Consider the following 13,702-nt stretch of genomic DNA (forward strand, 5'->3'; position numbering starts at 1 on the left):
CCATAGCCGCCGGGAATCAGCCTGAGCCGGTCCAACGCACTAGCCGGCCGCGGCGTCGATGAAGCGCGCCAGCGCGACATCCAGTTCGGTCACGCCGCCGGCGTCATGCGTGCTGAGTACAATCTCGACGGTATTCCAGACGTTGCGCCACTCCGGGTGGTGGTCCATCTTCTCGGCCTGTAGCGCAACGCGCGTCATGAACGCGAACGCAGCGTTGAAGTCGTCGAAACGAAACTGCCTTTCGAGCGCGTCCCGGTCGCCGCCGCTGCGCCGCCAGCCTGGCAAATCAGCCAGTGCCGCCTGTACCGCTGCATCATCCAAAGCCTTTGGTCTGGCTGTCGACATCATCGCCTCTCCACGCGTGCCACGCGCTGCTCGGTTCCCGCACGTCAGGCGGTACCGCGCAATGCGGCGCCCGCGGAACGATCGGCGCGATGGGTGCTGCTCTTGAAGGCGCTATTTTTTCACAAACGCGTGTCCGGCGTCTGCGGGTCTACGCGATCGCGCGAGGGCGCGCTTGCGGCGTGCTTACGGCATGCTTGCGGCGCGCTTTCGCTGTGCTTTCGACCTGCTCTCGGCCCGTTCCCACGCAACGTGCCGCCACGTTCAGGCGGCAAGGCGATCCACGTTGGCGGCCGGCATGCGATTCGCGCGCAGCGACTCGACCGCGTCGAACAGCGCGTTGAAGCTGTCGATGACGAAGTAGCGCATCTGCAGCGTATCCGTGCGATAGGCGGTGGAGACGATGGTCGCGGTGTCGAATCGGTCGTGCTGTACGCCCGCGCCTGTCAGGCTGTGCAAGGTCTCCGCCGGGCTCGACGCGATCCCGGCGCCGTATACGGCGAGACCGCCTTCGTGTTCGGGCGAGCGCATCAGCCCGAATTCGACCGTGAACCAGTAGAGGCGCGCCAGGCGCGTCAACTCGTCGGCGTCCCGCGCTTCCAGACCAAGCATCGCATAGCGTTGAATGAAGTCGCCGAAGGTCGGATCGGCGAGCAGCGGCACATGGCCGAACAGGTCGTGGAAAAGGTCCGGCTCTTCGAGATAATCGAGCTGGTCCTCACGCCGTAGCCACCAGGTGACCGGGAACTTGCGTTGCGCCAGCAGGCTGAAGAAAACGCTCTCGTCGATCAATCCGTCGACAGCCACCACTTGCCAGCCGCTTGCCTGGGTCAACGCACGGTTGAGCGCGGCGAAATCGGGCACCCGGTCTGCCGGAAGCTGCAGTACGTCGAGGCCCGCCAGGAAGGCCGTGCAGCCATGCTTGGCCAGCAACCGGCACTGCCGTTCATAAAGCGTCGCCCATACCCGGTGATCCGCGGCTTCGTAGCGTGCGTACGGCTGCTCGAACGTCGCCTGCAGGTTGACGGACGGGGAAACGGAAGCGCACATGTTGGTAACTCGAAGACGGGTTGGCAAGGCATTCAGATTACCGCGCGTGACGCGCGAATAATGCGCAATCGGAACCGCTTATGGCGCTTCTTATGCGGTAATATCGCGTCAAACGACAAACAGGTGCGTAATTGATGAATCTCGATCAGTATGACATCGCGCTGCTGTCATTTCTGCAGAGCCACGGCCGCGCGACGCACCATCAAATTGCCGAGCACGTCAGCCTGTCGCCTTCGCAGATCGGACGACGTCTGCAGCGTTTGGAATCGATCGGCGTGATCGCAGGCTATCGCGTCGTACTGCGGGAAGACCGGATCGGTTTGAATGTGATGGCATTTACCGGACTCAAGTTGAAGCATCACGGCGATTCGATCATCGAGCGCTTCCAGCGCGAGATTGCCGTGCTGCCCGAAGTGCTGGAGTGCCATGCGGTGGTCGGCGACACCGATTACATGCTGCGCATCGTGGCCGGCAGTCTGCAGGACCTGTCCGAATTCGTCATGAAGAAACTGATGCGTGTGCCCGGCGTAGACAGCATACAGTCCAATATCGTGCTGACGACTTTCAAACGCGATGGTGCAATGCCTCTGGATCGTGCACCGACGCGTGTCAACTGAATCGCGTGCACCGCTTTGGAACGATATTTGCACCACCTAGGGTAAATGCTAGCTTGTGGGGCAGAGGGGGCTTGTTAAACTTGCGTCACGTTCGAAGCACCGTATAAAGCAGGTGGAGGACGAGGAGACGAAAAAGCACAGCGTGGCGCACTTATTTATAAAGAAAGCGCATCACACGCCAAGTGCATAGGCCAAGCTGCCGGGAAAAACGCTGCCGGGTTACACCGGTGGCGTTTTTTTTCGCCCGTCGCTTGAGCATTCGGGGAGACTTTTCAAATGGCATGGCGCCGCGAGTGCACCGAGCCCATTCTTTCACGTTTCTCCGCTTTGGACGTTTCCTAGGTGTTTTCCCTGGAAGCGTCGCTTTTGATGCGGAAAATCCGCAAAACTGCTGCCGCGACAGTTGATTTTGTAAATTAACTCGCTAATGATTGGTCCATGCCGCAGTGCCATGGGGCCTCGGTCGATATAAAAAGCACGATAAGTCAGGAGACACGATGGACAAGCTGAAAGTCTTGCGCACGGGTGTGGCGCTGGCTCTGATCGGCGCCGCCAGCGCGGCGTTCGGTCAGATCAAGGTTGGCGTGACGCTGTCGACCACCGGCCCGGCCGCCTCGCTCGGTATCCCCGAAAAGAACTCGATCACGTTGTTGCCGAAGGAAGTGGACGGCAAGTCGATCCAGTACATCGTTCTCGACGATGGCTCCGACACGTCGCGCGCCGTACAGAACACGCGCAAGCTGATCAGCGAAGATCACGTCGACGCCATCATCGGCTCGACAGTGACGCCGAACGCGCTGGCAATGCTCGACGTGGCGGCGGAGGGTTCGACCCCGGTGATCTCGCTCGCTGCCTCCCGCTCGATCATCGAGCCGATGGATGCGAAGCGCGCGTGGAGCTTCAAGCCGCCGCAGAACGACAAGCTGATGGCCGACGCGATCGCCCAGCACATGAAGAAGCAGGGCGTGAAGTCGGTGGCCTTCATCGGCTTCGCGGACGCCTACGGCGACAGCTGGTTCAAGGAATTCTCGCAATCGGCCCAGGAAAACGGCATCAAGATCGTCGCGAACGAGCGCTATAACCGTGGCGACACGTCGGTGACGGGCCAGGTACTGAAGGCCATCGGTTCGACGCCGGATGCGGTGCTCATCGCCGGTGCCGGCACGCCGGCGGCGCTGCCGCAGCGCGCCCTCAAGGAGCGTGGCTACAAGGGCAAGATCTATCAGACGCACGGCGTCGCGAACAACGACTTCCTGCGTGTGTGCGGCAAGGACTGCGAAGGCACCTACCTGCCGGCCGGCCCGTTGCTGGTGGCCGAGCAGCTGCCGGACTCGAGCCCGGTCAAGAAGTCGGCGATGACGTACAAGAATGCGTACGAGAAGCTGATGGGCCCGGGCACGGTTGCCACGTTCGGCGGCCATGCATGGGATGCGGGCCAGATGCTCGTGCGCGCGTTGCCGGTGGCGCTGAAGAAGGCACAACCGGGCACCAAGGAGTTCCGGGATGCGCTGCGCGCCGCGCTGGAGAACATCAAGGACCTGCCGGCTTCGCACGGTATCTTCAACACCACGCCGACCAATCACAATGGCCTGGACGACCGCGCACGCGTGATGGTGCAGATCGTCAACGGCAAGTGGAAGTTGCAGGATTGATGGATGATCGCCGGGGAGCGCAGGCTCCCCGGCGACGGCCCGATGTCGCCGTCGGGTGAGGGAAGGGACGAACGGCACCCCCGGTGCCGAAAAGATCGCCAGCGTTTTTCGCAGCGATTTTTTTTTGCCCCACGCAGCGAAAATGCACCGTTATAAGATTCGTTTTTTTCGGAAATTCTGAACGATGGACCTATCCATAGCCGCGATCCTTGCCCAGGACGGGATCACGTCAGGGGCGATCTATGCGCTGCTGGCGCTGGCCCTCGTCCTGGTCTTTTCTGTCACGCGCATCATCTTTATTTCGCAGGGCGAATTCGTCTCGTACGGGGCGCTGACGCTGGCCGCATTGGAGACACAGCGGTTTCCGGCCACGTGCTGGCTGCTGGTCGCGATGGGCGTCGCCTGCTTCATTTTCGAGACTGCCAAGGTGCTGCGCGACCACGCGCGGCGACGCACGGCCGGCAAGGCCATCGCCGTCTATGCAGGCAAGTACCTGCTGTTCCCGATTGCGATCCTGCTGGTGGTGCAGCGCGTCGCGGGGCTGCCGCTGCCGATGGCTGCGCATATCGCATTGACGTTGCTGATCGTGGTACCGATGGGACCGATGCTTTATCGTCTCGCGTTCGAACCGATCGCCGAGGCCAGCACGCTGCTGCTGCTGATCGTGTCGGTCGCCGTGCACTTCGCGCTGGTTGGCATCGGCCTGCTGATGTTCGGCGCGGAAGGTTCGCGCACGACCCCGTTCACGACGGCGAGCTTCGATCTCGGCACCGTTTCCATCTCGGGCCAGAGCCTGTGGGTGGTGGTCACCTCGCTGGTGCTGATCATCGCGCTGTACGTCTTCTTCGACCGTTCGCTGACTGGCAAGGCGCTGCGCGCAACCGCCGTCAATCGCCTGGGTGCGCGCCTGGTCGGTATCGCAACCACCCGCGCGGGCCGGCTGTCGTTCGTGTTCGCGGCGGGCATGGGCGCGCTTGGCGGCGTGCTGATCGGCCCGGTGACGACCGTCTATTACGACTCGGGCTTCCTGATCGGTCTGAAGGGCTTCGTCGCCGCGATCATCGGTGCGTTGGCCAGCTATCCGGCCGCCGCGCTGGGTGCCTTGCTCGTCGGTCTTCTCGAATCCTATTCGTCGTTCTGGGCGAGTGCATACAAGGAAGTGATCGTCTTTACGCTGATCATCCCGGTGCTGGTGTGGCGTTCGCTGGCGAACCCGCACTCCGAGGAAGACGAAGCGTAAGGAACGAGGAAAGTCGCCATGAGAAACAAACTATTCTGGGTTTTCCTGCTGATCGTCGTGCTGCTGCCCGTCCTGCCGTTGCCTGTCCGGGTGCCGGAGTACTGGATCACGCTGCTGAACTACATCGGCCTGTATGCAATCGTTGCGGTCGGTCTGGTGCTGCTGACCGGCATCGGCGGGATGACGTCGTTCGGGCAGGCCGCGTTCGTCGGTCTGGGCGCCTACACGACCGGCTTCCTCAGCACGCGCTATGGCGTGTCGCCGTGGCTGGCACTGTTCGTCGGCATCGCGATCACCGCCTTGGCCGCGCTGGTGCTGGGCGCGATCACGATGCGGCTGTCGGGGCACTTCCTGCCGCTGGGGACGATCGCCTGGGGCCTGTCGCTGTTCTTTCTGTTCGGTAATCTCGAATTCCTCGGCAAGTACGACGGCATCAACTCGATCCCCGCGTTGGAGGTATTCAACTGGCGGTTCGATACCGGTCGCCAGATGTTCTATCTGATCTGGGTGGTGGTGATCGGCTCGGTGCTGTCGGTGCAGAACCTGCTCGATTCCCGTCCCGGCCGCGCGATCCGCGCGCTGCGTGGCGGCGGCGTGATGGCCGAGGCGATGGGCGTGAACACTGCCTGGATGCGGGTTGTGATCTTCGTCTACGCGGCCATCCTTGCCGCGATCTCCGGCTTCCTGTTCGCGCATCTGCAGCGTGCCGTGAATCCGACGCCGTTCGGACTGGAGCATGGCATCCAGTTCCTGTTCATGGCGGTGGTGGGCGGCGCGGGACACGTCTGGGGCGCAGTGCTGGGCGCGGGCATCGTCACCCTGCTGCAGGACTGGCTGCAATCCTTCCTGCCAAGGATCATCGGCCAGAACGGCAACTTCGAGATGGTGGTGTTCGGGATCCTGATGGTCCTGCTGCTGCAGTACGCGCGTGATGGCGTGTGGCCGTACCTGCAGAAGCTGTTCCCGAAACGTCGCGGCGTGACGGCCCCGGAGAAGGCGGAGGCGCTGGTGCAGCGCGCCAAGCCGAGCGCCGGCGAGCCGCTGCTGCAAGTCAACGCCGCACGCAAGGAATTCGGCGGTCTGGTTGCGGTAAACGACGTGAGCTTCGAGGTCAATGCAGGCGAGATCATCGGCCTGATCGGACCGAACGGCGCCGGCAAGTCGACCACCTTCAACCTGGTAACCGGCGTGCTGCATGTGACGCGCGGCGAGATCATGTTCCGCGGCGAACGGATCGAGAAGCTCGCCTCGCGGGAGATCGTCAAGCGCGGCATCGGTCGGACCTTCCAGCACGTACGGCTGATGCCGACGATGACGGTGCTCGAAAACGTCGCGATCGGCGCGCACCTGCGCGGTCACACCGGCGTCTGGCGCAGCGTCGCACGCCTGAACAAGGCCGAGGAAGAACGCCTGATGTTCGAGGCGGCTCGTCAGATCGAGCGCGTCGGCCTTGGCGCACACATGTATGACGAAGCGGGCAGCCTCGCGCTGGGTCAGCAACGCATCCTGGAGATCGCGCGAGCGCTGGCATCGGATCCGACACTGCTGCTGCTCGACGAGCCGGCGGCAGGCCTGCGGTACAAGGAGAAGCAGGCGTTGGCCGATCTGTTGCGCAAGCTCAAGGGGGAAGGACTCAGCGTTCTGCTGGTCGAGCACGACATGGATTTTGTAATGAACTTGACGGATCGCCTGGTGGTGATGGAATTCGGTACGCGCATCGCACATGGTTTGCCGCATGAGGTGCAGAACGATCCGGCGGTTCTCGAAGCCTATCTGGGCGGGGTGGAGTGATGAGCGCGCCGATTCTGGAAGTCAAGGATCTGAATGTCTCGTACGGCAAGATCGAGGCACTGCATGGGGCCCATCTGCGCGTGGAGCCGGGTCAGATCGTCACCGTCATTGGCCCCAACGGAGCAGGCAAATCGACGCTGCTGAATTCGGTGATGGGGGCGCTGCCGCTGAGCGGTCGGGCACTTGGCGGGGTGTTCTTCGAGGGCGACGAAGTGGGCGGCCTGTCGATCGAGCAACGCGTCGCGCGTGGCATGTGCCTGGTGCCGGAAAAGCGCGAATTGTTCTCAACGATGTCGGTCGAGGACAACCTGCTGTTGGGGAGCTACCGTCGAGCGCGCGCGCGTGACCGCAATTATCTGGATCAGCTGGACCATGTGTACCAGTTGTTTGGTCGTTTGAAAGAGCGGCGCAAACAGCAGGCGGGCACGCTGTCCGGTGGTGAGCGGCAGATGCTTGCACTGGGCCGTGCGTTGATGGGCAAACCGAGCCTGCTGATGCTGGACGAGCCCAGTCTCGGGCTGGCGCCGCTGATCGTGAAGGAAATATTCCATATTATCAACGACTTACGAAAAACCGGCGTTGCCACGTTGCTGATTGAGCAGAATGCTCGCGCAGCGCTCCAGGTCGCGGATTATGGTTACGTGATCGAGACTGGGGATCTTGTGCTGGAGGGTCCAGCGTCGGACTTGGCCAACAATCCGCGCGTGATCGAAACCTATCTTGGTTTGGCGAAGAAATCGGAAGTCGCGTGATCGGTTGTTTCACGTGAAACAATAGGCTAGCCCCGGCTTTGCCGGGCGACGCCGACGGAGCGACAGGTTATAATTCTGCGTTGCTCCTTCCAAAGCGCTCTCGCGCGTCTGTCATGCTTTTCCCGAAAGAGTTCGACGTCATCGTCGTCGGTGGCGGCCATGCCGGAACCGAAGCCGCGCTGGCAGCGGCGCGCTCCGGTGCGAAAACGCTGTTGCTTACGCACAACATCGAGACGCTTGGTCAGATGAGCTGTAACCCTTCCATTGGCGGAATCGGTAAAGGGCATCTGGTCAAGGAAGTCGATGCGTTAGGCGGTGCGATGGCAATCGCCACCGACGAAGCTGGCATACAGTTTCGGATTCTCAATTCCTCCAAAGGTCCGGCAGTCCGCGCGACACGGGCGCAGGCCGATCGTCTTTTGTACAAGCAGGCAATCCGGTCGCGCCTTGAGAATCAGGAGCGTCTCTGGCTTTTCCAGCAGGCGGCCGACGACTTGGTGGTCGAGGGCGAGCGCGTCGCAGGCGTCGTCACTCAGGCTGGCATTGTCTTCAAGAGCAGGGCAGTGGTTCTGACGGCCGGGACGTTCCTCGACGGCAAGATCCACGTGGGCCTGAGTAATTACGTCGGCGGCCGCGCGGGAGACCCTGCTTCAGTGTCGCTGTCAGCCAGACTGAAAGAATTGGCATTGCCGCAGGGGCGTCTGAAGACAGGCACCCCGCCGCGAATCGACGGTCGGTCCATCGACTTCAGTCGACTCGAAGTGCAGCCGGGCGATGAGAATCCGGTGCCGGTCTTCTCATTTCTCGGCCGCGCCGAGATGCATCCGCGGCAGATGCCGTGTTGGATCACGCACACCAACACACGGACGCACGACATCATTCGCAGCGGGTTGGATCGGTCGCCCATGTACACCGGCGTGATCGAAGGAGTTGGCCCGCGGTATTGCCCGTCGATCGAAGACAAGATCCATCGCTTTGCGTCGAAAGAGAGCCACCAGATTTACCTCGAACCGGAGGGGCTCACAACGAACGAGTTTTATCCGAATGGAATTTCGACCAGCTTGCCGTTCGACGTGCAAATCGCACTCGTTCAGTCGATGCCGGGCCTGGAAGACGCGCATATCCTGCGTCCCGGGTACGCGATCGAATACGACTACTTCGATCCGCGCGGCCTGAAGGCATCGCTGGAAACCAAGGCCATCGGCGGACTGTTTTTCGCCGGGCAGATCAATGGCACCACCGGTTATGAAGAGGCCGCGGCGCAGGGGTTGCTTGCGGGCCTGAACGCGTCGCGTCAGGCGAGGGAACTGCCGACCTGGTCGCCACGGCGGGACGAAGCCTATCTGGGCGTCCTGGTCGACGACTTGGTCACGCGGGGCGTGAATGAGCCGTACCGAATGTTTACCAGTCGTGCCGAGTATCGGCTCAGCCTGCGAGAAGACAATGCCGATTTTCGCCTGACTGAAATGGGTCGCGAATTGGGCTTGGTCGATGACATTCGCTGGGAACAATTCAATCGAAAGCGGGACGCTGTTTCACGTGAAACATCGCGCTTGTCCAGTACCTGGGTCAACCCTAAGAGCTTGCCGGCCGCGGAGGCGACAGATCTGCTGGGAAAAGGTATCGAGCGGGAATATAGCTTGGCAGACCTGCTTAGACGACCCAACGTCAGCTATCGACAATTGGTCGACTTCGACGGCGGTCGTTTCAAAACCGAAACGTTTTCCGACGACCCGGTGCTGGAAGCGCAAATTCACGAGCAGGTGGAAATCGCGATCAAGTACCAGGGTTATATCGACCGCCAGGCGAATGAGGTTGCGCGTAACGACGCGCACGAAACCACGCGACTGCCGGAAGATCTCGACTACGCGGATATTCGTGGTCTGTCCTTTGAGGTCAAGCAGAAGCTCAGCGTCCAGCGTCCAGAAACCATCGGTCAGGCCATGCGGATATCTGGTGTCACGCCTGCGGCCGTCTCGCTACTGATGGTGCACCTGAAAAAGCATCGAAAAGCCCGTGCTGATCTGGCGACGATAAGCAAGTGAGCATGAGAAACACCACGGTCGACGATCTGCGAGGCAGAATTGCGCCGCTTGGCCTTGATCTATCCATCGACGTTCTGTCGAAGCTGCTCGACTATCTGTCGCTGCTTGCGAAATGGAACGCTGTGTTCAATCTGACGGCAATCCGCGATGTGCAGCAAATGCTTGTGCAGCATCTGTTCGATTGCCTGTCGATTCTGCCTACTCTGGACCGTCTGGAGCCTGCCCGCGTGCTCGACGTCGGTAGCGGTGGCGGCCTGCCTGGGCTGGTCATTGCCATTGCGCGGCCGTACTGGGCCGTCACGCTCAACGATATCGTCAGCAAAAAAACCGCGTTCCTTCTGCAGGTCAAGGCGGCGCTTTCCCTGGATAACGTTGAAGTGGTCAACGCACGGGTCGAGACGATCGATGCGACTGCACCTTTTGATGTTATTACGTGCCGCGCCTTCGCGGACCTGTCGGACTTTTATCGTTTGAGCCAGCACCTGCTCGCGCAGAAAGGGCATTTTGTTGCGATGAAAGGTGTGGCGCGCGCCGATGAGTTGGCAAGGCTGACCGAGCAGGGGCTCGCCATCGAGGTCATACCACTTCGGGTACCCGAGCTGGACGCCCAGCGCCACCTCATTGTTGCTCATCGGCCGCACCCGTAACACCGAAGCCGCTTTCGTCAGTACCAGTCTTCCAGGAATCAGCATGCCCCACATCTTCTGCGTCGCGAATCAGAAAGGCGGTGTCGGCAAGACCACGACGACGGTCAATCTCGCCGCCAGCCTGGCCGCGCGTCAGCAACGCGTCCTGCTCATCGACCTCGATCCGCAGGGCAATGCCACGATGGGAAGCGGCGTCGACAAGCAGTCCGCCGAGCAGACCGTCTATGAAGTGTTGGTGGGCACGGTTCCGATCCGCGACGCTATCGTGCGCTGCGAGGCGGCAGGCTATGACGTACTGCCGGCGAACCGTGAGCTCGCCGGCGCCGAGGTCGAGCTCGTCACCTTCGACAAACGAGAGCGGAGGCTTCGCGACGCATTGGCGAAAATAGCAAACGACTACGACTTCATCCTGATCGACTGCCCTCCCGCATTGTCATTGCTGACCCTGAACGGACTGTGCGCAGCGAATGGCGTCATCATTCCGATGCAATGCGAATATTTCGCGCTGGAAGGGCTGTCCGATCTGGTCAACACGATCAAGCGGGTCAACGGTAATCTAAATCGCGACCTGAGAGAGATTGCGTTGTTGCGGGTCATGTTCGACCCGCGCATCACATTGCAGCAGCAGGTGGCCGAGCAGATCAAGCAACACTTTGGCAGCAAGGTCTTCGATGCGGTCATCCCTCGCAACGTCCGTCTGGCGGAAGCGCCCAGCTACGGCCTGCCGGGCGTCGTGTTCGACAAGAGTTCACGTGGCGCGCGGGCGTACAACGACTTCAGCGCAGAGATCCTCAAACGCTACGGTGCAAGCAAGGCGCCGGCACTCTCGGAAATGCAATGAAAACCGTCGCGAAAAAGAAAGGGCTGGGGCGTGGACTCGAAGCGCTGCTTGGCGAGGCAATCACGATCGACGCCCCGGCCCTATCGGCGAACGATCAGCCCAGCGTGCTTCCAGTGGCGGCGCTCCGCCCGGGAAAATATCAGCCGCGCACACGGATGGACGAGGGTGCGCTGCAGGAACTCGCCGCCAGCATTCGAGCGCAGGGCTTGATGCAGCCTATCCTGGTGCGCCCCGTAGACGGCGAGGGGTACGAGATCATCGCTGGCGAACGGCGGTACCGTGCGGCTCGCCTGGCGGGGCTCACGGAGCTGCCGGTTCTCGTCCGTGATGTGCCGGACAAGGCCGCCGCGGCGATGGCACTTATCGAGAACATCCAGCGCGAAGACCTGAACCCGCTGGAAGAAGCGCAGGGCATGCAACGCCTGCTCGACGACTTCAAGTTCACGCACGAACAGGCAGCCGAGGCGGTGGGACGCTCGCGCAGTGCAGTGACCAACTCGTTGCGATTGCTCAATCTTGCTCAGCCAGTCCAGACCATGCTGCTCGCCGGCGACCTCGACATGGGCCACGCCCGCGCGCTGTTGAGTCTGGACGCCGCGATGCAGATCGCGCTGGCAACCGAAGTGGTGAACCGCCGTCTGTCCGTACGCGAGACGGAAAAACTGGTTGCGCAGTCACAGAAGCCTGCCGTAGATGCACCGTCGCGAAAAGTCAAGCCGCGTGACCTCAGCGGCTTGGAAGACGAACTGTCCGATGTATTTGCCGCGGCAGTTAAAATAAAGACGACTCAGAAGGGAGGCGGGCAAATCTCTATTCAATTCGGCAGCATGGACGCCCTCGAGGGCGTGATCGAGCGGCTACGCAACGCCGCTGCGCGACGGGGCTGACGGCCCCATCGCTGGTCGGCCGGCGCTGTCCCACGCCCAGCCTGTCTGAGCCGACCGAGATCAAACGCCGCACGCGTCCTTGAAGAACGCGTAAAGGGCGCCGAAAGGGTAGCCCGGACGGCCCGACTAACCCCCGCATGGCGCAGCGGACGGTCATACCGAACAGGCATCTCACACCTGACCGCCATGTCGCCACTCAGCGAAGCCATGCCGCTACGGCGGCACGCTTGCTGACCAAGATCATTGTCTGCACAGGCCAAATGCCGTCGTCGAACAAGGTCGACTTCCGTCAGCCGCGCGGGCGGGCGCGAGAAGGCCCCGGCACACGTTATTCGCAACGCCTATGCAGAAGCGGGCCGAACAGGCATCGCTCTACCTCCCGGTGCCTTTGCTTGGCTCGACCGCTTTTGGCCAACCGTTCAAAGCCCGGACGCCTAATCTTCGCGGCGACATTCCCAGGATTCTCCAGTCGGGCCAGCGCCTCGAAACGGTCTAGCACTACGTTGCTGCGCCCAACCCGACATACCAACAGTCCGGGTGCTGATCAAGCACGCATTCCTCATGCATGCCGCGCCGCGTCGCGTCGCGCCGCGACGGCGAGCAGCGGTTCGTCGATAGGGCAATCTGTCGGGTCGTTTGCACCGCGAAACGCAACGTAACTTCGCAAGCCTAGCCGAGTTCGCCATCGAGCCCAAGCAAGCCGTGCACCGACGTTCCGCTGCCGCGCCCAAGCACCGTTATCCCAGTCGTGCAAAGCGTCGAAGGTCCATGTAGCCAAGTGCCCCGTAGTGACCTACTGACGACCCTGAGCAGGTTGTTGTCGGAAACGTCGACCAGTGAATGGTTCCGTCAGCATTCCGCTATCTCTCCGACTTGCACGTGTAGGGTTTGTCGACCTTTCGGTCGACTGGTGGGACAACAGTGCTTCGTATCTAATTCCAACACCCTCGGCGTCGTAGCCCTGCGGGGCAGCGCCGTGAGGATACGAGGCATGCAGAGGCGACACACATGAGCCCTACGATTGCGTAGAGCGAATTTCCACGGCGTTTGCAAGGAATAGGTCGGACCGATACCACCTACGAAAACCCGTGAAGTAATTTCGACTGAATCCCATGAGTTCTGAGTAATTATTACTTGTTTAGTCAACTGTGTGTTTTTTGTGAAGAGATTGACGCGGCCGTAATGTCCGTCTCTTAAATGCTTGAATGCCCTACAACTATCGCTTACAATCGCCCGGATTTGTCGGCTCGACCTGTCCGAAAGCGGGCTGAAAGCGCGTTGAGCGCGGAGAAGAGTGGGTTTCGATGGCTCAGAACGTACCGGCTCCGAAAGGCCCGAACGGACCGACGGCGGATGCGTCTGAGGCGGAAATCCGACGCGATACCGGTGATTGGCGCAGCGAGCTGGATGTCGAGCGAGAGCCAGAAATCGTCCCGCTGACGCGTGCCGAAGCCGAGTCCTTGTTCGGTCCGTCGGTCAGCCAAGCCTCGCGCGTGACGCCGTTTAAGGTTGTCGCCGCGCAAGTGGTCATCACCCTCTGCTCAATGTGCGTCGCCGGCCTGTTGTCGGCGCGGCCGGGCATTGCGGCACTGTCGGCGCTGTGTGGCGGCGCAATCGGTTTCGTTCCTGGCGCCTGGTTCGCATGGCGACTCGGACGTGCCGGGTCGCCATCGGCATTGCGCTGGGCGGTGGCGGAGGGCGTGAAAGTGGCGGCGACCGTTGCATTGTTCGCCGCGGTGGCGATCGGGTTTCGCGACGTGAGGTGGCTGCCGTTGCTGCTGACGTTCGTGCTGGTCTTGAAGACGTACTGGATAGCGCTGTTCTGGCGCTGAGCGTGA

12 protein-coding genes are annotated in these 13,702 nt (G+C 61.5%); 10 read left to right on the top strand and 2 right to left on the bottom strand.

What is annotated here, in order from left to right; all coding sequences use genetic code 11:
* Positions 1-39: 39 nt before the first annotated feature.
* Positions 40-345: a 4a-hydroxytetrahydrobiopterin dehydratase gene (locus BLU54_RS10170; RefSeq protein WP_091908023.1), complete on the bottom strand. Its 306-nt coding sequence runs from the start codon at positions 343-345 to the stop codon at positions 40-42.
* Positions 346-606: 261 nt separating this feature from the next.
* On the bottom strand, positions 607-1,392 hold the full coding sequence (gene phhA / locus BLU54_RS10175) for a phenylalanine 4-monooxygenase (RefSeq protein WP_091907690.1): 786 nt from the start codon (positions 1,390-1,392) through the stop codon (positions 607-609).
* Positions 1,393-1,526: 134 nt separating this feature from the next.
* Here phhA and BLU54_RS10180 point away from each other — a divergent pair, with 134 nt between their 5' ends.
* The 10 genes from BLU54_RS10180 (at position 1,527) to BLU54_RS10225 (ending at position 13,696) form a co-directional block, all read left to right on the top strand.
* The gene (locus tag BLU54_RS10180; RefSeq protein ID WP_407919410.1) at positions 1,527-2,009 is read left to right on the top strand and encodes an Lrp/AsnC family transcriptional regulator; all 483 of its coding nucleotides are present in this window, start codon (positions 1,527-1,529) and stop codon (positions 2,007-2,009) included.
* A 497-nt stretch (positions 2,010-2,506) separates the two neighbouring features.
* The gene (locus tag BLU54_RS10185; RefSeq protein WP_091907694.1) at positions 2,507-3,661 is read left to right on the top strand and encodes an ABC transporter substrate-binding protein; all 1,155 of its coding nucleotides are present in this window, start codon (positions 2,507-2,509) and stop codon (positions 3,659-3,661) included.
* A 184-nt stretch (positions 3,662-3,845) separates the two neighbouring features.
* On the top strand, positions 3,846-4,901 hold the full coding sequence (locus tag BLU54_RS10190) for a branched-chain amino acid ABC transporter permease (protein WP_091907696.1): 1,056 nt from the start codon (positions 3,846-3,848) through the stop codon (positions 4,899-4,901).
* Between the two features lie 18 nt (positions 4,902-4,919).
* Positions 4,920-6,692, top strand: coding sequence for a branched-chain amino acid ABC transporter ATP-binding protein/permease (locus BLU54_RS10195; protein ID WP_091907698.1), 1,773 nt, complete (start codon positions 4,920-4,922; stop codon positions 6,690-6,692).
* Positions 6,692-7,444, top strand: coding sequence for an ABC transporter ATP-binding protein (locus BLU54_RS10200; RefSeq protein WP_091907699.1), 753 nt, complete (start codon positions 6,692-6,694; stop codon positions 7,442-7,444). The genes BLU54_RS10195 and BLU54_RS10200 overlap by 1 nt, the downstream gene beginning before the upstream one ends.
* A 113-nt stretch (positions 7,445-7,557) precedes the next feature.
* Positions 7,558-9,489, top strand: a complete 1,932-nt coding sequence (mnmG, locus tag BLU54_RS10205) for a tRNA uridine-5-carboxymethylaminomethyl(34) synthesis enzyme MnmG (RefSeq protein WP_091907701.1) — start codon at positions 7,558-7,560, stop codon at positions 9,487-9,489.
* 2 nt (positions 9,490-9,491) lie between these two features.
* Entirely contained in the window at positions 9,492-10,136 is a 645-nt protein-coding gene (rsmG, locus tag BLU54_RS10210; RefSeq protein WP_091907702.1) for a 16S rRNA (guanine(527)-N(7))-methyltransferase RsmG, read from the top strand.
* 43 nt (positions 10,137-10,179) lie between these two features.
* Positions 10,180-10,977 carry a ParA family protein gene (locus BLU54_RS10215; RefSeq protein ID WP_091907704.1) on the top strand — a complete coding sequence of 266 codons (798 nt, stop codon included), beginning with the start codon at positions 10,180-10,182 and terminating at the stop codon, positions 10,975-10,977.
* Entirely contained in the window at positions 10,974-11,864 is an 891-nt protein-coding gene (locus BLU54_RS10220) for a ParB/RepB/Spo0J family partition protein (RefSeq protein ID WP_091907706.1), read from the top strand. The genes BLU54_RS10215 and BLU54_RS10220 overlap by 4 nt, the downstream gene beginning before the upstream one ends.
* Positions 11,865-13,168: 1,304 nt before the next feature.
* Positions 13,169-13,696, top strand: a complete 528-nt coding sequence (locus BLU54_RS10225; RefSeq protein ID WP_091907708.1) for an ATP synthase subunit I — start codon at positions 13,169-13,171, stop codon at positions 13,694-13,696.
* Positions 13,697-13,702: the final 6 nt, after the last annotated feature.

It is taken from the genome of Chitinasiproducens palmae, assembly GCF_900095735.1.
GTDB lineage: Bacteria > Pseudomonadota > Gammaproteobacteria > Burkholderiales > Burkholderiaceae > Chitinasiproducens > Chitinasiproducens palmae.